The organism is Enterobacter sp. HK-058-C-ECC, from assembly GCF_047531125.1.
GTDB lineage: Bacteria > Pseudomonadota > Gammaproteobacteria > Enterobacterales > Enterobacteriaceae > Enterobacter > Enterobacter quasiroggenkampii.
Genome location: NZ_JBLKCH010000001.1, coordinates 63,426 through 86,916, shown reverse-complemented (window position 1 = coordinate 86,916; position 23,491 = coordinate 63,426). Strand labels below are relative to the sequence as shown.

The 23,491-nt window shown below is 56.6% G+C and carries 17 protein-coding genes; 5 read left to right on the top strand and 12 right to left on the bottom strand.

Going from position 1 to position 23,491, the window contains the following annotated elements:
- Window positions 1-14 precede the first annotated feature (14 nt).
- From ACMWJS_RS00410 to lrp, 10 genes are all read right to left on the bottom strand, one after another.
- The gene (locus tag ACMWJS_RS00410; RefSeq protein ID WP_334755280.1) at window positions 15-545 is read right to left on the bottom strand and encodes an anti-virulence regulator CigR family protein; all 531 of its coding nucleotides are present in this window, start codon (window positions 543-545) and stop codon (window positions 15-17) included.
- Between the two features lie 123 nt (window positions 546-668).
- Entirely contained in the window at window positions 669-1,817 is a 1,149-nt protein-coding gene (locus ACMWJS_RS00405; protein WP_008499979.1) for an MFS transporter, read from the bottom strand.
- A 276-nt stretch (window positions 1,818-2,093) separates the two neighbouring features.
- Window positions 2,094-2,957 (bottom strand): dimethyl sulfoxide reductase anchor subunit family protein, encoded by an 864-nt coding sequence (locus ACMWJS_RS00400; protein ID WP_334755279.1) that lies wholly within the window; start codon window positions 2,955-2,957, stop codon window positions 2,094-2,096.
- 1 nt (window position 2,958) lies between these two features.
- Window positions 2,959-3,576: a DMSO/selenate family reductase complex B subunit gene (locus ACMWJS_RS00395; RefSeq protein ID WP_021240882.1), complete on the bottom strand. Its 618-nt coding sequence runs from the start codon at window positions 3,574-3,576 to the stop codon at window positions 2,959-2,961.
- 10 nt (window positions 3,577-3,586) lie between these two features.
- Window positions 3,587-6,031: a dimethylsulfoxide reductase subunit A gene (dmsA, locus tag ACMWJS_RS00390; RefSeq protein ID WP_414746437.1), complete on the bottom strand. Its 2,445-nt coding sequence runs from the start codon at window positions 6,029-6,031 to the stop codon at window positions 3,587-3,589.
- 210 nt (window positions 6,032-6,241) lie between these two features.
- Window positions 6,242-7,534 carry a serine--tRNA ligase gene (gene serS / locus ACMWJS_RS00385; RefSeq protein WP_008499983.1) on the bottom strand — a complete coding sequence of 431 codons (1,293 nt, stop codon included), beginning with the start codon at window positions 7,532-7,534 and terminating at the stop codon, window positions 6,242-6,244.
- A gap of 92 nt (window positions 7,535-7,626) precedes the next feature.
- Window positions 7,627-8,970 carry a replication-associated recombination protein RarA gene (rarA, locus tag ACMWJS_RS00380; RefSeq protein WP_008499984.1) on the bottom strand — a complete coding sequence of 448 codons (1,344 nt, stop codon included), beginning with the start codon at window positions 8,968-8,970 and terminating at the stop codon, window positions 7,627-7,629.
- 9 nt (window positions 8,971-8,979) lie between these two features.
- A complete protein-coding gene (lolA, locus tag ACMWJS_RS00375) occupies window positions 8,980-9,594 on the bottom strand; it encodes an outer membrane lipoprotein chaperone LolA (RefSeq protein WP_024907806.1) in 615 nt (204 codons plus the stop codon).
- A gap of 128 nt (window positions 9,595-9,722) precedes the next feature.
- Complete coding sequence (locus ACMWJS_RS00370) at window positions 9,723-13,418, bottom strand: DNA translocase FtsK 4TM domain-containing protein (RefSeq protein ID WP_414746436.1); 3,696 nt, start codon at window positions 13,416-13,418, stop codon at window positions 9,723-9,725.
- Between the two features lie 135 nt (window positions 13,419-13,553).
- A complete protein-coding gene (gene lrp, locus ACMWJS_RS00365; RefSeq protein ID WP_000228469.1) occupies window positions 13,554-14,048 on the bottom strand; it encodes a leucine-responsive transcriptional regulator Lrp in 495 nt (164 codons plus the stop codon).
- A gap of 543 nt (window positions 14,049-14,591) precedes the next feature.
- Between lrp and trxB the strand changes: the two genes are divergently transcribed.
- The 5 genes from trxB (at window position 14,592) to infA (ending at window position 20,415) form a co-directional block, all read left to right on the top strand.
- Window positions 14,592-15,560: a thioredoxin-disulfide reductase gene (gene trxB, locus ACMWJS_RS00360; RefSeq protein ID WP_032638969.1), complete on the top strand. Its 969-nt coding sequence runs from the start codon at window positions 14,592-14,594 to the stop codon at window positions 15,558-15,560.
- Window positions 15,561-15,674: 114 nt separating this feature from the next.
- The gene (gene cydD, locus ACMWJS_RS00355) at window positions 15,675-17,441 is read left to right on the top strand and encodes a heme ABC transporter permease/ATP-binding protein CydD (protein WP_414746435.1); all 1,767 of its coding nucleotides are present in this window, start codon (window positions 15,675-15,677) and stop codon (window positions 17,439-17,441) included.
- Window positions 17,441-19,162 carry a heme ABC transporter ATP-binding protein/permease CydC gene (gene cydC, locus ACMWJS_RS00350; protein ID WP_414746434.1) on the top strand — a complete coding sequence of 574 codons (1,722 nt, stop codon included), beginning with the start codon at window positions 17,441-17,443 and terminating at the stop codon, window positions 19,160-19,162. Before cydD ends, cydC begins: the two co-directional genes overlap by 1 nt.
- 45 nt (window positions 19,163-19,207) lie before the next feature.
- Window positions 19,208-19,912 carry a leucyl/phenylalanyl-tRNA--protein transferase gene (gene aat / locus ACMWJS_RS00345; protein WP_414746433.1) on the top strand — a complete coding sequence of 235 codons (705 nt, stop codon included), beginning with the start codon at window positions 19,208-19,210 and terminating at the stop codon, window positions 19,910-19,912.
- Window positions 19,913-20,196: 284 nt separating this feature from the next.
- A complete protein-coding gene (gene infA, locus ACMWJS_RS00340) occupies window positions 20,197-20,415 on the top strand; it encodes a translation initiation factor IF-1 (RefSeq protein ID WP_002211347.1) in 219 nt (72 codons plus the stop codon).
- Between the two features lie 71 nt (window positions 20,416-20,486).
- Here the strand turns inward: infA and ACMWJS_RS00335 are convergent, their stop codons facing one another.
- The gene (locus tag ACMWJS_RS00335; protein WP_414746432.1) at window positions 20,487-20,936 is read right to left on the bottom strand and encodes a hypothetical protein; all 450 of its coding nucleotides are present in this window, start codon (window positions 20,934-20,936) and stop codon (window positions 20,487-20,489) included.
- Between the two features lie 258 nt (window positions 20,937-21,194).
- Complete coding sequence (gene clpA / locus ACMWJS_RS00330; protein ID WP_014831269.1) at window positions 21,195-23,474, bottom strand: ATP-dependent Clp protease ATP-binding subunit ClpA; 2,280 nt, start codon at window positions 23,472-23,474, stop codon at window positions 21,195-21,197.
- Window positions 23,475-23,491: the final 17 nt, after the last annotated feature.

Genomic DNA, 23,491 nt, shown 5'->3' with positions numbered 1-23,491 from the left:
GGCCTTTTTATATTCTATTTAAAGACGCCGTTAATAACAGACGTCACAATGGCAGTACTCAGCGCAATTAAGACCAGGTCGTCACCCACTACGCGCCATTCATAACCGGGATAGGAAGGAAGCTGGTCCAGCATTGAGGCCGGCACGGCCTTCTTCGCAATACCCGGAGGCAGTGGTTTACCGCGCGCCAGGTTTTTTGCGATCCCCGGAGGCAGAGACTTATAGCCCGTTAAGCCGTAATTCACGGCCAGATGGCGGGCATGATCGAAGCTCACGCGAGCATCCACGTCATTACCGACATCTTTGCTGTTTTTAACGCCCTTATCCGATTTACCAGGGTTATCCTGACCGTTATTTTGTTTATTACCATGGTTACCGGCGTTACCAGAATTCCCGTTACCATGATTGCCGCTGTTACCCTGTCCGCCTCCGTTTCCGTGACCATTGCCATTCCCGTTGCCAGGATTAGCCATGACCGGAGCCGTTGCAAACGTTAAAGACAACACTACGGCCAGTGCGGTAGTGGAAAAACGACGTAGAGACATGATTGCTGCCTTATTGTGGTAGGACTCACCTGAATTATCGTCCGGCGCAATAAACAAACAATAAGTAAAACTCTGAGTTGTGATGGGGACAAAAAAGCCTGTCATCGACAGGCTTTTAATTCATCAGGCATGTGCCACAGGCGTTGGATGTTCGCCCGCTTTACGCAGCAGCATTAACAGATAAATAAACGACACGCTGGCGATCATGATAAACAGTAAATTGTCGGAGTAATTCTGCATCAGCATCGCGGTAAACGTCGGCCCTAACAGGCTGCCGATGGTATAGCTCAGTAACAGCGCCTGGTTCATTGCCACCAGCTGGTGATGTTCAACTTTCTCACAGGCCCAGGCCATCGCGACGGGATAGAGCGTAAAGCCAGCAGCCCCGAGAATGAACAGCGCAGGCGCCATCGCGGCGTTGCTGAGCATAGCAAGACAGCCCATGATCACCACGAAGACCTGAACGCGCAGCACCAGCAGACGTCCAAAGCGGTCCGCCAGGCGGCCAATTGGCCATTGTCCAACAATACCCGCACTCACCATCACCGCCATCCAGAAGCCAATTCCGGAGTCGCTGACGCCCTGATGGTTCAGATAGAGTGGCATCAGGCCATAGAGCGAGCCGAGGACAATCCCCGAGATAATGCAGCCGTTAACGCCCAGACGCGCCTGACGCAGCCTCAGCATTGGCCAGACGTGGGTTGCTTCCTGGTGTTCGCTGTTCTGGTTCACAATGCGCGTAAAGAGCAGCGGCAGGATCGCGGCCAGCACCATACCGGTCACCCACGGCAGAACGCTCATCAGGTCGGTTGGCAGCTTGCTCACCATCAGTTGTCCCAGCACGGTGCCGACATAGTAAACCATCATGTAGGCAGCCAGCAGGCGTCCGCGGTTGCGGGAGGTGCCGCTGCACATCAGCGCACTTTCAACGACCACCCAAATCATCGCGCAGCCGACACCGGCGATAAAGCGCCATGCCATCCAGCTCCAGAAGCCGACCATCAGGCCCAGCCCCGCACATCCGGCGGCGAAAATCAGCGAGGCCAGATAATAGCTGCGGTTAAAGCCAAAGCGCTTGATCAGGCTCCCGGTCACCAGCGTACCCAGCAGGTTCCCGGTAAAAAAGGATGAGCTGACCATACCTACCTGCCAGGTTGGTAAGTTTTCATGGGCGAGCCACAGCGGGACGAGCGTATTTAACACTGCGATCGCCAGGGTCAACAGAAGCAGGCCACAGAGCAACAGCAGCACTGGCCGGGTATAGGTGGTCATGGATTAAAAAGCCGTGAGGAAGTTCAGATTTCGTGCGCATCATGCCACTGGCAAAAACAAAGTCAATCCACTGATTTAGCCGCCTCGCACAATATGTTCCCTGTCGATTTAAAAAACTTATCCTGCTAATGCCACGCCTGCTATAGATATTAATTATGTCTCTGTTTTCATTTATTAATAGGCAAAATTAAAACAAAACGACAGTCGAAAAATTTCATGATCGAAAAAAGAAAAAGCCGGGCACTCAGGCCCGGCTTGATATAACCAAATACAACGTTAACTGGCGATAGCCATACCTACAGTCATATGCAACCCGTAGAACACGCCGCGACCAATCAGTTCACCCGCCAGTACCAGCACAAAAGCCAGTGACAACAGCGGCAGCGCAGGTTGATAGCCTTTAAGCTGAGGAGCAATCCAGAATACCAGCGCAGCGACCAGCAGGACGATACGCCAGGCCATCAGCGCACCGTAGTCCGGCACCAGGGCAGAGGCCTGCTGGATAGAGCTGTGAATGGTTGCCAGTTCAGAACCCTGCATCAGGGCGACCATCGCACTCACTACCAGCGCCAGAAGCGAAACAGCGGGCAGCAAACGCATAGCCCATCCGTCGACACCCGCCACGCGCAGCAGCAGGTAGCCCAACAGCGGCCCGCCGATAAACATCGTCAGGAAGAAGCTCATTGGCGTCCAGACGCTGTACCAGGTGGGGACGGTATCAATGGTGTTATAGACACGCACCATCATCCACACGAACACCACGCCCAGCACCATGGTCAGGATCAGCCACAGGCTGCGCAAACCCACAGGCAACTTCTTCATAGCGGCCAGCAGCCAGCCTAGCCCACCGACGGCAAAGAAAATTGCGCCACTGGCAATCTCGTTACTCAGTGATGAGGCCCCCACGCGGTTCAGAGAGTTAAACGCGCGCATCGGCGAGCCCAGGTGCAGCGTTGAGGCGATAAAGCCAATCCCCATTAGCACCCACAGGCCAAACATGCTCAACAGTAAACGCTGCTGCTGTTCAGCGTTGAGCTGACCTTTCAACAACGCCAGCGCGAGCACAATGAAGCCGCCCGCCACGCACTGACCAAAGACCGTGAAGATCATCAGCGGCCATTCATGCCATCCACTTCCCATCTCACACCTCCTTCGGGTTTGCCAGGTAGCCGGTGGTGTCACCTGTAGGACGGCTGTTGGCGTTAGGTTTAATCACAATACTTGGCTTCGTGAAGTGCGCAGACGGCAGCGGTGCCACGGCGGCGAGCTGACCGTGTTTCTGACGCAGCTCTTCAATCGGGCCGAAGTCCAGCGCGCGCAGCGGACAGGACTCGACGCAAATCGGCTTTTTGCCATCCGCTACGCGGGTGTGGCAACCATCGCATTTGGTCATGTGGCCTTTAGCGGCATTATACTGCGGTGCGCCGTACGGACAGGCCATATGGCAGTAGCGACAGCCAATGCAGACATCTTCATCCACCACTACAAAGCCATCTTCGCGCTTGTGCATCGCCCCGCTCGGACAAACCTTCGTGCAGGCAGGATCTTCACAGTGGTTACAGGCAATCGACAGGTAATACGCAAAGACGTTCTGATGCCAGACGCCGTTATCTTCCTGCCAGTCGCCCCCGGCGTATTCATAGATGCGACGGAAGCTCACGTCCGGCGTCAGGTCTTTGTAGTCTTTACAGGCCAGCTCGCAGGTTTTGCACCCGGTACAACGGCTGGAATCAATAAAAAATCCATACTGAGTTGTCATCGGTTACTCCTTAAACCTTTTCAACCTGGACAAGGTTTGTGTGGGATGGGTTACCCTTCGCCAGCGGCGACGGACGCTGTGTGGTCAGTACGTTAATACTGCCCGCCTGGTCGATGCGGTTGGCATCCGGGCTGTACCAGGCCCCTTCCCCTAACGCCACCACGCCGGGCATCATGCGTGGGGTGACTTTGGCTTCAATATGCACCTCGCCGCGACCGTTGAAGATACGCACGCGATCGCCGTTGCTGATGCCGCGCGCTTTCGCGTCCATCGGGTTGATCCACATCTCCTGACGGCAGGCGGCTTTCAGCACGTCGACGTTACCGTAGGTAGAGTGAACACGCGCTTTGTAGTGGAAGCCGGTCAGCTGCAGCGGGAATTTCGCCGTCAGCGGATCGTTATAGTTTTCAAAGCCCGGCGTGTAGATCGGCAGCGGATCGATGACGTCCCCTTCCGGCAGTTCCCAGGTTGACGCAATGTTTGCCAGCGCTTCGGAGTAGATTTCGATTTTGCCCGACGGCGTGGTCAGCGGGTTCGCCTGCGGATCTTCACGGAACGCTTTGTACGCCACGTGGTGCCCTTCCGGATCGCGCTGTTTGTACATCCCCTGCTTGCGGAAGGTATCAAAGTCCGGCAGGTCAGGAATCGCCTTACGGGAGAGTTCATGCAAATGGCGCATCCACCCTTCCTGAGTACGTCCCTCGGTAAACTGCTGCTCAACGCCAAGACGTTTCGCCAGCTCAGAGGTCATCTCATAAATGGTTTTGCACTCAAAGCGCGGTTTAATCGCCTGGTCGGTAAAGATCACGTAGGACATGTTGCCGCAGGAGGCGTCCAGCGCGAAATCCATCTGCTCAGAGGCGGTGCAGTCCGGCAGCAGGATATCGGCATATTTTGCCGAGGAGGTCATGTGGCAGTCGATCACCACAATCATCTCGCACTTCTTGTCGTCCTGCAGGATTTCATGGGTGCGATTGATTTCAGAGTGCTGGTTGATGAGACAGTTACCGGCATAGTTCCAGATCATCTTGATCGGCACGTCCAGCTTGTCCTTGCCGCGCACGCCGTCGCGCAGAGCGGTCATTTCCGGGCCGCGTTCAATCGCATCGGTCCACATAAACATGGAGATGCTGGTCTGAACCGGGTTATCCAGCGTCGGCATACGTTCGAAGGGCACTTCATATGAACCTTCACGCGCGCCGGTGTTACCGCCGTGAATGCCGACGTTGCCGGTCAGAATGGAGAGCATGGAGATGGCACGGGTCGCGATTTCGCCGTTCGCATGACGCTGCGGACCCCAGCCCTGGCTGATATAGGCCGGTTTAGCTGAGCCAATCTCACGCGCCAGCTGAACGATACGCTCTGCCGGGATGCCGGTGATGGTGGAGGCCCACTCCGGCGTTTTCGCCACGCCGTCGCTGCCCTGTCCGAGAATATACGCCTTGTAGTGACCGTTTGCCGGCGCGCTGGCGGGCAGCGTTTTCTCGTCATAGCCGACGCAGTATTTATCCAGGAAAGGCTGATCAACAAGGTTCTCAGTGATCATCACCCACGCGAGCGCGGAGACCAGCGCGGCATCGGTTCCCGGACGGATTGGGATCCACTCGTCCTCACGTCCGGCACCGGTGTCGGTATAGCGCGGATCGATGATGATCATGCGGGCATTGGATTTGGCGCGTGCCTGTTCGAGGTAGTAGGCCACCCCACCACCGCTCATGCGGGTTTCACCCGGGTTGTTACCGAACAGCACGACCAGCTTACTGTTTTCGATATCGGACGGGCTGTTGCCGTCAGCCCAGCCGCCGTAGGTGTAGTTCAGTCCTGCCGCGATCTGCGCAGAGGAGTAGTCGCCATAGTGATTGAGATAACCGCCGCAGCAGTTCATCAAGCGCGCCACCAGCGTTTTTCCCGGTGGCCAGGAGCGGGTCAGCGTGCCGCCAAGCGTCCCGGTACCGTAGTTCAGGTAGATAGATTCGTTACCGTACTCTTTAATCAAACGCTGCATGTTGGTGGCGATGATGTCGTAGGCTTCGTCCCAGCTAATCCGCTCGAATTTCCCTTCCCCACGCTTACCGACGCGCTTCATCGGGTATTTCAGGCGGTCCGGATTATAGACGCGACGACGCATGGAACGACCACGCAGGCAGGCACGGACCTGATGTAACCCTTCGTAGTTATCGTCGCCGGTATTGTCAGTTTCGACATATTTAATTTCACCGTCCACCACATGCATACGCAGCGGACAACGGCTACCGCAGTTGACGGTACAGGCACTCCACACCACTTTTTCCGGCGAAGTGGCCGGAGACAGAGCCTCTGCCGCCGACGCCAGTCGGGTAAAGGGGAGCGTGAAGGCACTGCTGGCTACGGCCAGGCCGCCTATGGCCGTGGTTTTCATCAACCCACGGCGAGTGACCTCGGCAGCCATTAATGCTTCAGGCGCGTTGATTTTCATAGAGACTCACTTTGGTTGCTCACAAAGAAAAGAGAGGCGGCGCAAACCGCTATGTAGTTTTATATATAACGAATTTTTTCGTTATCAGCGTTTTATGCTGACTTTCATTCGGAGGAGTATTACTACTTTAGAGGGAGGGGTTATTGCGTCGTATCAAATCAAAGGCATAAAAAAAGCGCCCTGAGGCGCTTTTTTGTTTTAAGGCAAATATTAACCGATGTACTGCTGGCCTTTCATGTATGGACGCAGCACTTCAGGGATCTCGATACGACCGTCTGCCTGCTGGTAGTTTTCCAGCACGGCAACCAGGGTACGGCCCACAGCCAGACCAGAACCGTTCAGGGTATGCACCAGACGGGTTTTCTTGTCAGATTTGCTCCGGCAGCGTGCCTGCATGCGGCGCGCCTGGAAATCCCAGACGTTAGAGCAGGAGGAGATTTCACGGTAGGTGTTCTGCGCAGGCACCCACACTTCCAGATCGAAGGTTTTGCAGGCGCCAAAGCCCATATCACCGGTGCACAGCGCCATACGACGGTATGGCAGACCCAGCAGCTCCAGCACTTTCTCCGCGTGGCCGGTCATCTCCTCCAGCGCGTCCATGGACTCTTCAGGACGGACGATCTGCACCATCTCAACCTTGTCGAACTGGTGCATACGGATCAGACCACGCGTGTCGCGACCGTAAGAACCGGCTTCAGAACGGAAGCACGGAGAGTGCGCCGTCAGTTTGATTGGCAGATCGTCTTCGTCGATGATCTCATCACGCACGAGGTTAGTCAGCGGCACTTCCGCGGTTGGGATCAGCGCGTAGTTGCTGCTGTCTGCTTCTTCGTCCAGCGGACGGGTATGGAACAGATCGCCGGCAAATTTCGGCAGCTGGCCCGTACCGTACAGCGTATCGTGGTTGACCAGATACGGCACGTAGGTTTCGCTATAGCCATGCTGCTCGGTGTGCAGATCCAGCATGAACTGCGCCAGCGCACGGTGCAGATGGGCAATCTGGCCTTTCATCACCACGAAGCGAGAACCGGTCAGCTTAACCGCTGCCGCAAAATCCAGGCCCGCGTGCATTTCGCCCAGCGTCACGTGATCGCGCACCTCGAAGTCAAACTCACGAGGCGTACCCCAGCGTTTCACTTCAACGTTGTCGTTTTCATCTTTGCCGACAGGCACGCTGTCGTCAGGAATATTCGGGATAGCCAGGGCAATATCACGAATTTCGGCCTGAAGAACATCCAGCTCCGCTTTCGCCTGATCCAGTTCTTCACCCAGCTTGTTCACTTCCAGGCGTAATGGCTCAATATCTTCCCCGCGCGCTTTCGCCTGGCCGATGGATTTCGATCGAGAGTTACGCTCTGCCTGCAGATTTTCAGTTTGTACCTGCAGAACTTTACGACGCTCTTCAAGAGCGCGCAGCTTATCTACATCCAGCTTAAAGCCCCGGCGTGCCAGTTTTTCAGCGACTGCGTCTGGCTCATTACGCAGCAGATTGGGATCGAGCATGCTTATCCTGTGCTTATCGAATTAAAATAGGAAATGTGACCACAGCCTGCGGTCACAAGGATACAATTGCCAACATTACCGCAACGACTGAACTAACGGTAGCGTTTTATAGGGCTATTTTGATCCTGTCCGGCGAGCCAGGTGAGCTTTTCACCAATCTTGCCTTCAAGACCTCTGTTTGTGGGGTGATAATAGCGCGTTTGTGCCATCTCCTGCGGGAAATATTCCTCCCCGGCGGCGTAGGCATTGGGTTCATCATGAGCGTAGCGGTACTCCTGCCCATACCCCATCTCTTTCATCAGTTTGGTCGGCGCATTACGCAGATGAACCGGTACATCGTAGTCCGGGCGTTCGCGTGCGTCAGACATCGCGGCCTTAAACGCGGTATAGACGGCATTGCTTTTTGGCGCACAGGCCAGATAGACAATCGCCTGCGCAATGGCACGCTCGCCTTCCGCAGGTCCAACCCGGGTGAAACAGTCCCAGGCCGACAGAGCGACCTGCATGGCGCGAGGATCGGCATTGCCGACATCTTCTGAGGCAATCGCCAGACAGCGGCGCGCGACGTATAACGGATCGCCGCCCGCAGTGATAATACGCGCGTACCAGTACAGTGCCGCATCCGGCGCGCTGCCGCGCACGGACTTATGCAGGGCCGAAATGAGATCGTAAAAACGGTCACCTTTATTATCGAACCGCGCGCTGCGTTCCCCGGCAATTTCGGTGAGCAGTTCCGGCTTCAGCACCCGCTTGCCGGCATCGTCGACTTCGGCCATATCGGCCATCATCTCCAGCGTGTTCAGCGCCCGACGCGCATCGCCGTTAACCAGTTCCGCAATCGCACGACGCGTCTCGTCAGGCAGAACGATATCCTGCCCCCCGTAGCCGCGCGATTTGTCGTCCATCGCCTGAGTAAGAACCTTTTCGATATCCTCGGTCGTCAGCGATTTGAGCAGGTAAACGCGCGCGCGGGAAAGCAGCGCCGAGTTCAGCTCAAACGACGGGTTTTCGGTGGTCGCCCCAATGAAGAAGATCGTGCCGTCTTCAATGTGCGGCAGGAAAGCATCCTGCTGGCTCTTGTTGAAGCGGTGGACTTCGTCCACAAAGAGAATGGTGCGCCGCCCGGCATTGCGGTTCTGCCGCGCACGCTCGATCGCTTCGCGGATCTCCTTCACGCCGGACGTCACCGCCGAGATACGTTCGACGTCTGCGTTGGCATAGCGGGCAATCACTTCGGCGAGGGTCGTTTTACCGGTGCCGGGTGGCCCCCAGAGGATCATGGAGTGCAAATGCCCCGCCTCAATGGCGCGCGGCAAGGGCTTACCGGCAGCCAGCAGGTGCTGCTGGCCGATGTACTGCGCTAAATTTTCTGGCCGCATACGTGCGGCCAGAGGTTGAAACGCGTTATCTGAAAAATCGAGCGACAGATTGCCCACTCACGCCTCTTACTTATTGCGTTGGTCGTCCACCGTTACGCCCTTCGGCGGGGTAAAGGTGAATTTCGATGCATCAACGGCGCCGTTCTGCTGAGACTTGAGCTGATAGCTGCTGCGCTGATCGTCCTGCTCAACCGCGCCGAACTGATTAATGGTACCGTTAGTGCTGACATTGATGGTGAACTGCTTCAGGTTGCCGTTGCTGCCTTTCGGCGTCAGGACAAATTCGTCACCCGTCTGTTTAATATTGTACTGCTGCCAGTCGCTGGCCTGGTTACGGGCAATCAGCATAAACGGCGTATTGCTGGTCGCATCCTTCAGCCAGGTCGCCGTGGCCTGCTCAACGAACGGGTTGAAGAACCATAAGGTTTTACCGTCAGAGACCAGGATGCTCTCATCCGGCTGGGTCATGTGCCAGTTGAACAGATTGGGGCGTTTTACCCACAAATCTCCCTGACCTTCCTGCACCGCGTTGCCGCTGCCGTCCGTCACTTTTTGGGTGAAGCTGGCGTGGAAGCTGCTTACTTTATCCAGTCGGCTTTTAAGGTCGCTGGCTGCATCAGCCCAGACGCTGCTGGCGACAAAACTGGTGAGTAATGCACAGGCGATGGCGATTTTTTTCATTGTTATTCCTTAAAATACGTCTTCCCGATAGGGGGTTTCCGTCTTCTATTCTGGACCTGCCCGAAGGCAGGCGACAGAAGAAAATGCTTAATTTTGGCTGATTTACCCTTCTTTGCAATTGCGGAAGGTTAATCAAACGGTGGCGGTGCAAGCACCTCGCGGTTACCGTTATGCCCCTGCTCGCTCACAATGCCCTGCGCTTCCATCTGCTCGATGATGCGCGCAGCGCGGTTATAGCCGATGCGGAACTGACGCTGTACGCCGGAGATAGATGCTTTACGTTTTTCAGTAACGAAGTTAACCGCCTGATCGAATAACGGATCCAGCTCTTCACCGCCGTCAAAGCCACCGCCGCCGCCTTCGCTTTCCGTGTCGCTGGTGATGCCATCGACGTATTGCGGACGACCGCGCGCTTTCCAGTCCTGCACAACCGCGTGCACTTCCTGGTCGCGCACGAACGCGCCGTGAACACGCACAGGAGAGGTAGAGTTCGGACCGGAATAGAGCATGTCACCCATACCCAGCAGCGATTCTGCACCGCCCTGGTCAAGAATAGTACGCGAGTCAATTTTACTGGATACGGTAAAGGCGATACGCGTCGGAATGTTCGCTTTAATCAGACCGGTGATGACGTCCACGGAAGGACGCTGAGTCGCCAGCACAAGGTGAATACCGGCCGCACGCGCTTTCTGCGCCAGGCGAGCAATCAGCTCTTCCACTTTCTTACCGACGGTCATCATCAGGTCAGCGAATTCATCGACCAGCACCACGATATAAGGCAGTTTTTCCAGCACCGGATGCTGGGCATCCATGCTGTCACCCGGCTTCCAGTACGGATCCGGAATCGGACGTCCCATACGTGCCGCTTCGGCGATTTTCTCGTTATAGCCGGCCAGGTTACGTACGCCCAACGCAGACATCAGCTTGTAGCGACGCTCCATCTCATTCACGCTCCAGCGCAGAGCGTTGGCGGCGTCTTTCATGTCGGTGACCACTTCGGTCAGCAGATGAGGAATACCTTCATAGACCGACAGTTCGAGCATTTTCGGGTCAATCATGATGAAACGCACATCTTCCGGCTGCGCTTTATAGAGCATGCTGAGGATCATGGCGTTCACACCGACGGACTTACCGGAACCGGTAGTACCCGCGACCAGCAGGTGAGGCATTTTTGCGAGGTCTGCCACCACCGGATCGCCAGCGATATCTTTACCCAGCACCACGGTCAGCGGAGAGGGGTTATCGCGGAACTTGGTGTTGTCCAGCACTTCACGCAGGTAGACGGTCTGACGTTTTTTGTTCGGCAGCTCAAGACCAACGTAAGGTTTACCCGGTATCACTTCCACCACGCGCACCGCCACGGTCGACAGCGAACGCGCCAGGTCGCGGGACAGGTTGGAAATACGCGCGGCTTTTACGCCCGGCGCCAGGTTCAGTTCAAAACGGGTGATCACAGGACCCGGAGAGTAGTTCACCACGTCCGCCTTGATACGGAAGTCAGCCAGACGGGCCTCCACCAGACGCGCCATCTGCTCCAGTGCGAAGGTATCAACCGGTTCAACTTCTGACGGCGGCGGCGTTAACAGATCCAGAGACGGCAGCGGCGTGCTTGGACGCTGCAGCGGACGGCTGTCACCGTTACGCATCAGCAGCGGGTGAATCAGGCTCTCCTGAGGCTGAGGCGCAGGCTGCTGGAACTGTGGTGGCTGCGGCGGCTGTGGTGGCTGCTGCGGCTGTGTATACGGCTGCTGAACGGGCTGTTGCGGCTGCGCGTAGGCCTGTGGTGCCGGTGGCTGGCGCACAGGCTCAGCTTCCGGCATCACGCTCGGGGTAAATAAAGGCTCGCTTGGGCCATCATCCACCAGATCTTTCATCGGCGAGAATTCAAAGTCCGACAGCGAGAACGGATTTGCACCAGCCGGTTGTTCACCGGAATAGCGCTGCTGCTGGGTGGCGGCAAACTGACGCGCCAGTTCCGCTTCCGCGGCGTCATCGTCGTCTTCCAGCGCCGGTTCATCGTGCTGATACTCTTCACCGTAGCGCTGATTCTGCTGCGCAGCGAACTGGCGGGCCAGCTCGTCCTGCTGCATTTCATCAGCATCATCGTCGTACTCAGACTCGCGCGCTTTTTCTTCAGCCATACGCTGGGAAGGCAGCTTGATGCCATAAGAAGCAAGCTCACGGCGGGTGGGCACGCGGACGCGGTTAGGACGAGGCAGCTGCGGACCAATCCCTTCTTTCACCTGAGGACGAGGTGCCCCCCCGGTTGCCAGGCTAAAGACGGGTGCAGCCACGGCCGCCGCCGCGGTAGCCTGCTTCACGCTTTCCGCTACGGGTGCAACAGCAGGCGTCGGGTCGACAGGTGGAACAGAAACAGAAGGCGCTTTCGTAACCGGCTCCTGCACAGGTTCAGGCACAGGCTGATACCAGGCGGCCAGCTGTTCGCGTTCACGCGCGCGGCGCTCTTCGACTTCTTCAAAATAGTACAGCGGTGGACGGGCAGGCTTCACCTCTTCCACGATTTCAGGCTCAGGCTCAGGCTGCGGTGCGACGTAAGACTGTACAGGCTCGACCGGTTCAGGCACATACTCCTGATACGGTTGAGCCACTGGCTGCTGATATTGCTGCGGCTCATACTCAGGCTGCGGCGGCTGATAAGGCTGCTGCCACTGTTCCTGCTGCACGGGAATGTAGCTTTCAGGTTCAGGCGCAATAACGGGCTCTGGCGTGTGAACACCCGGCGCAGTCTGCCACTCAACCTGAGGCTGCTGAATAACGGATTCCGGTGGCGGGACCGGCGCGGATGGCATCACGGCGTCGACAGGCGCGGCATACGCCTGGGCTGCAGTCGTCGCGGCAGCCGCGGCTGCTACCGGTTCGGTGACCGAGTGGCCGTTTAACAGCGGGTCGTATTCGTCAAAGTCCCCGGGCGTGGCCCGGCTGCCGGAGAAGAGCACATCGTCAGGATCGACGGCGACACCCGCAGCGCGATACGCCACCTGCTCGTCTTCATCCATGCGTTTACCGGAGAAGAGCGCAGCATCGGTTTTACGGCCCAGTGGGTTGGCAAATTTCTCAGCAACACGCTGGCGACGCGCCAGCGCGCCGCGCAGAATTCGGGCACGACGAGACTCGCGATGCTGCACAGGCGCATCGTCTTCCTCTTCATCTTCGTATTCGTCTTCATCCACCCACGTATCGTCACGGCGGGTACGATTGCTGGCAAAAGTCAGAATGGTGAGGATAAAGCTGCCAATTTTCTCGGCAATGCTCACCCAGGACCAGCCCGTAAACAGCGTCAGCCCGGCGGCCCAGATGCACAGCAGCGCCAGCGTGCCGCCGCTGCTGTGCAGCATCGGCTGGAGCGCAGAACTTAATAAGCTGCCGATCACCCCGCCAGAGGCGAAGTACCAGATATCATCGGCGTTAATCGCCGCCAGCCCGCAGGAGGTGAGGATCAGCGCCAGCGCGCCAATCAGGCGCAGCGAGACGGCGAAATAGTCGATGTAATCATCGTTCTGACGATGACGCCACGCAAACCAGCATCCGCCAATGATAATGACGGGAAGGGTGTAGGCCATCACACCGAAAATGAAGAACAGCGTGTCCGCAAGCCAGGCACCGGGGACACCGCCCAAATTATGGATAGGCTCATGCCATGCAGTTTGTGACCAGCTGGGATCCGAGGGGTTGAAACTGAGTAAGGCTGCCATCAGCCAGACGGCAAAAAGGGCAATAACAATCAGCAAAGCCTCGAGGAGACGACGTCCGCTGCTTAGCTTCGATAGTGTGACTTCTTTGTCTTCAGTGTATTCCTGGCTCAAGAAAGGCTCTCCAGGTATCAGGCATATCCTGCCTGTTTGCTAAAACGGACAACAGCGCCGGGACTCCCCGGCACTGTTGCTGTATGGATTAACAGGAGTGTAATCAAACTACACTGATTTTGCACCTGTTCCGTGTTAGCGCGTCTTAATAACCAGACGATTGCTCTGTTTGACCTCTTCCATCACCACGTACGTACGGGTGTCGTTCACGCCCGGCAGACGCAACAGGGTTTCCCCCAGCAGCTTACGGTAGGCGGACATATCAGGCACACGGGTTTTCAACAGGTAGTCGAAATCACCGGACACCAGATGACACTCTTGAATTTCTTCAAGTTTTTGTACAGCGGCGTTAAATTGCTCAAACACATCCGGCGCACCACGATTCAGAGTAATCTCAACAAATACCAGAAGTGAGGCATCCAGATAATGCGGGTTCAGCAGAGCCGTATAGCCCTGAATAAAACCCTGTCTTTCCAGTCGGCGCACACGCTCAAGGCACGGCGTCGGGGAAAGTCCCACACGTTTTGAAAGCTCGACGTTGGAAATACGCCCATCCTTTTGCAATTCATTAAGAATGTTACGATCGATACGGTCGAGATCTTTGCCAGGGCGCTTCTTGCTATCTACCATTATTATTGTCTCTCTGTATTCCTTCCCTACTCCTGCCTGGACCCTGTGCACATCACTGTTCAGAGCCTGTACCCGTTAGTCATCACATCGCCTGATTATGTAATAGACGCGATGCGGATTCGGGTTCTGTTGGTAAGAAGACCGTTGCCCGAAGGCAGTCACCGACATCACGTATGGCGTCTGTCCACGCCATGCGTAGATTTCACTGACCCGGTAAAAATGGCATTTACGTGCATGCCTATGCGGCATACGGTTAACGCGGTTTTTTTCTTCCTTGAATGTTTTCGCAAAAGCGCAGGGGATTGTCAAAGCAAAACATCGTTTTTTAGTACAACATGCCGGATATTCATTGCGGCAGGGTATTAATCCTCATTTTATTGCCTTACAAACGACCGCTTTTCTGGAGAAAGCGTGATGTTATCGCGCGCGATTCATCGTCCATGGCTATTACACAGATTGATATCAAAATTGCTGCGCTCTTTTTTTACGGCAACAAATTCCCTACAATCCAGCCAAATGTCTGCCAACAACAATGGGGATCTCATGGGCACGGCCAAACACAGTAAGCTGCTAATCCTTGGTTCTGGACCTGCGGGATATACCGCGGCGGTCTATGCTGCACGCGCTAACCTGCACCCGGTATTAATCACCGGCATGGAAAAAGGCGGTCAGCTGACCACCACCACCGAAGTGGAAAACTGGCCAGGCGACCCGAACGACCTGACCGGGCCGCTGCTGATGGAGCGTATGCACGAGCATGCCGCTAAATTCGAAACCGAAATTCTGTTCGATCACATCAATAAGGTCGACCTGCAGAACCGTCCGTTCCGCCTGACGGGTGACAGCGGTGAATACACCTGTGACGCGCTGATCATTGCAACCGGTGCCTCTGCCCGCTATCTCGGCCTGCCATCCGAAGAAGCGTTTAAAGGCCGTGGGGTTTCTGCCTGCGCCACCTGCGACGGTTTCTTCTATCGCAATCAGAAGGTCGCGGTCATCGGCGGCGGCAACACTGCCGTGGAAGAAGCGCTGTATCTGGCGAACATTGCCTCTGAAGTGCACCTGATCCACCGCCGCGAGACCTTCCGCGCGGAGAAGATCCTGATCAAACGTCTGATGGACAAAGTGGCGAGCGGCAACATCGTGCTGCACACCAACCGTACCCTGGAAGAGGTAACGGGCGACCAGATGGGCGTTGCCGGTCTGCGTATTCGTGATACCCAGAACACCGATAATGTCGAAACGCTGGAAGTGGCGGGTCTGTTTGTGGCCATTGGTCACAGCCCGAACACCGCAATCTTCGACGGTCAGCTTGAGCTGGAAAACGGCTACATCAAAGTGCAGTCCGGCATTCATGGTAATGCGACTCAAACCAGCATCCCGGGCGTATTCGCGGCTGGCGACGTGATGGACCATATTTATCGTCAGGCGATCACCTCTGCGGGCACCGGGTGTATGGCCGCGCTGGACGCTGAACGCTACCTTGATGGACTGGCTGAACAAGGTAAATAATCTTTACAAGTCAGTAACAAACGTAAATAAAGGCGGCGATAAGTCGCCTTTATTGTCTCCCCGTTGTAACATTGCGCTGCCTAACTTCTAATAACGTCACCTGCAAAGTACGCAATGGAAAAAACCCGTCAACAAGAGTTAACACGCTGGCTGAAACAGCAAAGCGTTCTTTCCCGCCGCTGGCTTACGATTTCCCGTCTTTTGGGTTTCGTCAGCGGTCTGTTGATTGTTGCCCAGGCATGGCTGCTGGCACGCATTCTTAATCACATGATCATGGAGAACATTCCACGCGAAGCGCTCCTGCTGCCCTTTATTGTCCTGATCCTGATTTTTATCCTGCGCGCCTGGGTGGTGTGGCTACGTGAGCGTGTCGGTTTTCACGCCGGACAGCACATCCGCTACGAGATCCGCCGTCAGGTGCTCGACAGGCTTCAGGAAGCCGGGCCCGCGTGGATCCAGGGTAAACCGGCCGGTAGCTGGGCGACGCTGATCCTTGAGCAGATTGACGATATGCATGACTACTACGCGCGCTATCTGCCACAGATGGCCCTTGCCGTCTTCGTTCCGCTGCTGATCGTGATCGCCATCTTCCCGGTGAACTGGATGGCGGCGCTGATTCTGATGGGCACCGCCCCGCTGATCCCGCTGTTTATGGCGCTGGTCGGGATGGGGGCTGCGGATGCCAACCGCCGTAACTTCCTCGCACTGGGTCGCTTAAGCGGTCATTTCCTCGATCGTCTGCGTGGTATGGAGACATTGCGCATTTTTGGCCGCGGTGAAGCGGAAACCGAAAATATTCGCCTGGCGTCACAGGACTTCCGTCAGCGCACCATGGAAGTACTACGCCTCGCCTTCCTGTCTTCAGGCGTTCTGGAATTCTTCACCTCGCTGTCGATTGCCCTTGTGGCGGTCTACTTCGGCTTCTCCTACCTCGGTGCGCTGGATTTCGGCCACTACGGTACGGCGGTGACCCTTTCCGCCGGTTTCCTGGCGCTGATCCTGGCGCCGGAATTTTTCCAGCCGCTTCGCGATCTGGGAACTTTCTACCACGCCAAAGCTCAGGCGGTTGGCGCCGCCGATAGCCTTAAAACGTTCCTGGAAACGCCGCTGGCCCACCCGGAGCGCGGTGACGTGACGCTGAATGCGAAAGATCCAGTGACCATTGAAGCGCAGGACTTTTCCATTCTGTCGCCCGAAGGCAAAGTGCTCGCTGGTCCGCTGAACTTTACCTTACCTGCCGGACAACGCGTGGTCCTTGTCGGCATCAGCGGTTCCGGGAAAAGTTCTCTGCTGAACGCGTTGTCCGGTTTTATGGCCTACACCGGTTCACTGCGGATCAACAAAACCGAACTGCGCAATCTCGACCCTGACGCCTGGCGTAAACAGCTCAGTTGGGTAGGCCAAAACCCACAGCTTCCCGCCGCTACGCTGCGCGAAAATGTGCTTCTGGCGCGCCCGGACGCGCGTGAAGATGAACTGCAATCGGTTCTCGACCGCGCCTGGGTTAGCGAGTTTCTGCCGCTGCTGCCGCAAGGGGTGGATACCGTTGTCGGCGACCAGTCCGCCGGGCTGTCGGTCGGGCAGGCGCAGCGTGTGGCCGTTGCCCGCTCGCTGCTCAACCCATGCCAGCTGATGCTGCTGGACGAGCCTGCAGCCAGCCTTGACGCACACAGCGAGCAGCGCGTCATGGAAGCGCTTAACGCCGCCTCCCTGCAGCAAACCACCCTGATGGTCACCCACCAGCTGGAAGGGATTGCCGACTGGGACCAGATCTGGGTCATGGAAAACGGCCGTATTGTTGAGCAAGGCGATTACGCCTCTCTCGTTGCCGCCCAGGGGCCATTTGCTACCCTGCTGGCGAACCGTCAGGAGGATATCTGATGCGCGCTCTGCTGCCTTACCTGGCGCTCTATAAACGCCACAAATGGATGCTGACGCTGGGGATTGTGCTGGCTATTGTCACGCTGCTCGCCAGCATAGGCCTGCTCACGCTTTCCGGCTGGTTCCTGTCGGCCTCGGCCGTCGCGGGGTTCGCCGGTTTATACAGCTTCAACTACATGCTTCCGGCTGCCGGGGTTCGCGGTACCGCCATCACCCGTACTGCCGGACGCTATTTCGAACGGCTGGTCAGCCACGACGCCACTTTTCGCGTGCTGCAGCACCTGCGTATTTATACCTTTAGCAAACTGCTGCCCCTCTCCCCTGCCGGGTTGGCGCGTTTTCGTCAGGGCGAATTGCTTAACCGCGTGGTGGCGGATGTCGACACGCTGGATCATCTTTACCTGCGGGTGATTTCCCCAATCGTGGGCGCGTTTGTGGTGATTGTGGTGGTCACGCTGGGGCTGTCTGTTCTGGATGTCCCCGTTGCGCTGACGCTGGGTGGGATCATGCTGCTGACGCTTATCATTCTGCCGCCGCTGTTTTACCGCGCCGGGAAATCCACCGGGGAAAACCTGACGCGCCTGCGCGGGGACTACCGCCAGCAGCTGACCGCCTGGCTTCAGGGGCAGGCGGAGCTGACCATTTTTGGTGCCAGCAAGCGCTACCGCGCCCGCATGGAAAGCACGGAGCTGAACTGGCATGAAGCCCAGCGACGCCAGTCGGAGCTGACGGCCTTCTCTCAGGCGCTGATGATGCTGATCGGCGGCGTGGCGGTAATAGCCATGCTGTGGCTGGCATCCGGCGATATCGGGGGAAATACACAGCCGGGTCCGCTTATTGCCCTTTTCGTCTTCTGTGCGCTGGCCGCGTTTGAAGCGCTGGCCCCGGTGACGGGTGCCTTCCAGCATCTGGGGCAGGTCATCGCTTCTGCCCTGCGCATCACCCAGATTGCCGAGCAGAAACCTGAAGTCACGTTCAGTGCCGGGCAGACCGTGGTACCAGAGCAGGTTGCACTGACGCTGGAAGATGTCACTTTCGCCTACGACAAACAGGCGCAGAACGCGCTGGACGGTATCAATCTGTCCGTTAATGCAGGACAGCGGATTGCGATCCTCGGCCGTACCGGCTGCGGTAAATCGACGCTGCTGCAGCTGCTGACCCGTGCCTGGGATCCGCAGCGCGGTCAGATTCGTTTTAATAATACGTCGCTGACTGATTTCAGCGAGCAGGCCCTGCGCAAAACGGTCAGCGTCGTTCCGCAGCGCGTGCATCTGTTCAGCGCCACCCTGCGCGATAACCTTCTGCTGGCAGCCCCAGAGGCCACGGATGATGCGCTTCGCGCCATGCTGGAACAGGTCGGTCTGCATAAGCTGCTTGAGGACGAGGGATTGAACAGCTGGCTGGGCGAAGGCGGTCGTCAACTCTCCGGCGGTGAACTGCGCCGTCTGGCCATTGCGCGCGCGCTGCTGCACGATGCGCCGCTGATGCTGCTTGACGAGCCCACCGAAGGGCTGGATGTCACGACCGAGAGCCAAATACTTGATTTGCTGGCCAATGTTATGACCGGTAAAACCGTCCTGATGGTCACGCACCGCCTGCGCGGACTGGCGAGTTTTGATCAGATAATTGTGATGGACAACGGACACATTATTGAGCAAGGTAGTCACGCAGAGCTGTTGGCGAAACAGGGTCGCTACTACCAGTTTAAACAGCGTCTGTAGACTATATTTGTAGCGTCCTCACTCGCGTACTGGAGTTTTGCTGTCATGCGCCTGGTCCAGCTTTCTCGTCATAATATCGCGTTCCCTTCTCCGGAAGGGGCGCTGCGTGAGCCCAATGGGCTGCTGGCCCTTGGCGGTGACCTCAGCCCTGCGCGGTTATTGATGGCGTACCAGCGCGGTATCTTCCCCTGGTTTTCTCCCGGCGACCCCATTTTATGGTGGTCTCCCGATCCGCGTGCCGTGCTGTGGCCAGAGCAGTTTCACCAGAGCCGCAGCATGAAGCGTTTCCATGCGAAATCCCCCTACCGCGTCACCCTGAACCACGCCTTTGGACAGGTCATTGAAGGCTGTGCCGAAGACCGCTTTGAGGGAACATGGATAACCCGCGATATTATTACCGCCTACCACCAGCTTCATGAGCTTGGCTACGCTCACTCCATCGAGGTATGGGACGGTGGAGCACTCGTCGGCGGCATGTATGGCGTGGCGCAGGGGACGCTGTTTTGCGGCGAGTCGATGTTCTCCCGTGCGGTAAATGCCTCGAAAACGGCGCTGCTGGTCTTCAGCCAGGCGTTTGCCCAGCGCGGTGGACGCCTGATCGATTGTCAGGTGCTCAACGAGCACACGGCTTCTCTCGGCGCCGTTGAGATCCCGCGACGTCAGTACATCGAGCATCTGGATGCCAGTCGTCAGGAGAAGCTCCCCCGCGACTTCTGGATACCGAGAACGCTCTTTATGCCCAATGCCTAAATGTTTTCCGCATATTTTTTGTGAGGGTGTTATAATTATGCCGCAGAGTAGCTTCTGCCTGTTGCCCCGCCGCCGTTTGGGACCCTCGCTTCAGATAACGTCCTGACGTTTATCCTGTTGTCTCCCCTTTACGAATGCGCTTCCTGTTCGGTTGTACCGTGACGCTTGGGCAATGCGCCGAAACTGTTTTGCTGCGTTTTAATCGCGCAATTCTTTACTTAATTGATGAATTTCGGCATTATCTTGCCGGTTCAAAACTTGGTAGTGATACCCCAGAGGATTAGATGGCCAAAGAAGACAATATTGAAATGCAGGGTACCGTACTTGATACGTTGCCTAATACCATGTTTCGCGTAGAGCTGGAAAACGGTCACGTGGTAACTGCGCACATCTCCGGTAAAATGCGCAAAAACTACATCCGCATTTTGACGGGCGACAAAGTGACTGTTGAACTGACCCCGTACGACCTGAGCAAAGGCCGCATTGTCTTCCGTAGTCGCTAATTGTTTTCGCCTGTAATGGCAGATGAATATTTAAAAGGTCGGGTTAATCCCGGCCTTTTTTATTTGTGGCGTTAGTGTTGCTGCGTCGGAAGAAGTATTGTCATCCACGGTTGTGCAGGAGCGATTAAATCCCCCGCCATAGAATGAGCCATGTCATGGAGTAATCCCGTCAGGTGCGGCAACATATCGCGGTCAAAATGCGATACCAGAAGTACGTGGTTTAACGCACGACAGTAGTCACACTTTGTTTCTGTATCTTCCAGCAGCCATTCCTTTTGTTGCGGTGGTTCCGATTCGTCCTCAAATTCCACTATCTGAAAATCACGCATGGATTCTGTGAGGCCGGATTTTACCTCTTCCAGATAAGACCCGAGGCAACGACATACGGGCTGCGTTTGTGGGAGTGATTTGCAATCCAGCAGGATTTCGGTGAGCAGGTTGCAGCGCTCGGCCAGGGTGGGGAGATCGGGGTTGAGGAAGAGTTCGCTGTAAAGTTGGGCGAAATTATTAATATCAATCATATGTGATCCTTTATGCACGTAAGATTGTTTGTGCACACTTTCAGGACGCCAATCCCGGCACCTGATTTTGCAGGTGCGCCGCCATTTTATTACTGTGGATTTATCCAGCAACCAACGTCGTACGAAACTGGAAAGCGCCTCGCAAAATTCCTCTGCGGCCTGATGCCCTCACCCTAACCCTCTCCCACAGGGAGAGGGAGAAAAGCAGGCATAAAAAAACCGGGCTATTGCCCGGTTTTTTAAGACCTACGTAAGAAATCAGTGAGCCGCTTCCGGCTTGTGCTTCGCCGCACTCTGGAAATCGTACGTCAGTTCGTTCTTCGCCTGGTCCAGCGCCACGGTCACCTGGCCGCCGTCCACCAGCGAGCCAAACAGCAGCTCGTTCGCCAGCGGTTTCTTCAGGTTGTCCTGAATCACACGCGCCATCGGACGGGCGCCCATCGCACGGTCATAGCCTTTCTCGGCCAGCCAGTTGCGGGCCTCCTGGCTTACTTCCAGCGACACGCCTTTCTGATCCAGCTGAACCTGCAGCTCGACGATGAACTTGTCCACGACCTGATGGATCACCTCGGTAGACAGGTGATCGAACCAGATGATGTTGTCCAGACGGTTACGGAACTCCGGCGTGAAGATCTTCTTGATCTCCTCCATCGCATCGGTGCTGTTATCCTGGTGGATCAGGCCGATAGATTTACGCTCGGTTTCACGTACCCCGGCGTTGGTGGTCATCACCAGCACCACGTTACGGAAGTCCGCCTTGCGCCCGTTGTTGTCGGTCAGCGTCCCGTTGTCCATCACCTGAAGCAGGATGTTGAACACGTCCGGGTGCGCTTTCTCGATTTCATCGAGCAGCAGTACCGCGTGCGGATGCTTGATGACCGCGTCGGTGAGCAGGCCCCCCTGGTCAAAGCCCACATAGCCCGGAGGCGCACCAATCAAACGGCTGACGGTGTGACGCTCCATATACTCGGACATATCAAAGCGCAGCAGCTCAATGCCCAGCGCTTTGGAGAGCTGAACCGTTACCTCGGTTTTTCCCACGCCGGTCGGGCCAGCAAACAGGAAGGAACCGACAGGCTTGTGCTCATGCCCCAGCCCGGCACGGGCCATCTTGATCGCTTCGGTTAAGGCCTCAATGGCTTTATCCTGACCAAAGACCAGCATTTTCAGGCGATTGCCGAGGGTGCGCAGCGTGTCGCGGTCACTCTGAGAGACGCTTTTCTCAGGGATACGCGCGATGCGGGCCACCACGGACTCAATATCCGCCACGTTAACGGTTTTCTTACGCTTGCTGGCCGGCATCAGGCGCGCACGCGCCCCTGCCTCATCAATCACGTCAATCGCCTTATCCGGCAGATGACGGTCGTTGATGTATTTCACCGCCAGCTCCACCGCCGCACGCACCGCTTTCGCGGTGTAACGCACGTCGTGGTGCGCTTCGTACTTCGGTTTCAGGCCGTTGATGATCTGTACCGTTTCCTCGACGGACGGTTCGGTCACGTCGATTTTCTGGAAGCGGCGCGCCAGCGCACGGTCTTTCTCAAAGATGTTGCTGAACTCCTGGTAGGTGGTGGAGCCAATCACGCGGATCTTGCCGCTGGAGAGCAGCGGTTTGATCAGGTTAGCCGCATCCACCTGGCCACCGGAGGCCGCACCCGCGCCGATGATGGTGTGGATCTCATCGATAAACAGGATGCTGTTGGTGTCCTGCTCCAGCTGTTTTAACAGTGCCTTGAAGCGTTTTTCAAAATCACCGCGGTATTTCGTGCCCGCCAGCAGCGAGCCGATATCCAGCGAGTAGATGGTGCAGTCGGCAATCACTTCCGGCACGTCGCCCTGCACAATGCGCCAGGCAAGCCCTTCGGCAATTGCGGTTTTACCCACGCCAGATTCCCCCACCAGCAGCGGGTTGTTCTTGCGGCGACGGCACAGCACCTGGATCGCGCGCTCCAGCTCTTTATCGCGACCAATCAGCGGGTCGATACCGCCAACGCGAGCAAGCTGATTAAGGTTGGTGGTGAAGTTTTCCATACGATCCTCCCCGCCTGCTTGCTCTTCATTGTTATTGACCTGATTGCTGGAATCCGATGCCTGGTTAGGCTCGTCTTTGCGCGTTCCGTGAGAGATAAAGTTAACCACATCGAGGCGGCTGACTTCGTGTTTGCGCAGCAGATAGGCAGCCTGTGACTCCTGCTCGCTGAAGATGGCGACTAAGACGTTTGCGCCAGTCACTTCGCTACGTCCGGAAGACTGGACGTGGAATACCGCGCGCTGCAGCACACGCTGGAAGCTGAGCGTCGGCTGCGTGTCGCGCTCCTCTTCACTGGCTGGCAGCACCGGTGTGGTTTGTTCGATGAAGGCTTCGAGTTCCTGACGTAGCGCCACCAGATCCACGGAGCAGGCTTCCAGCGCTTCGCGGGCAGATGGGTTGCTAAGCAGTGCGAGCAGTAAATGCTCGACGGTCATAAACTCATGTCGGTGCTCACGCGCTCTGGCGAAAGCCATGTTTAAACTGAGTTCCAGTTCTTGATTGAGCATAGGCACCTCCCCCAATT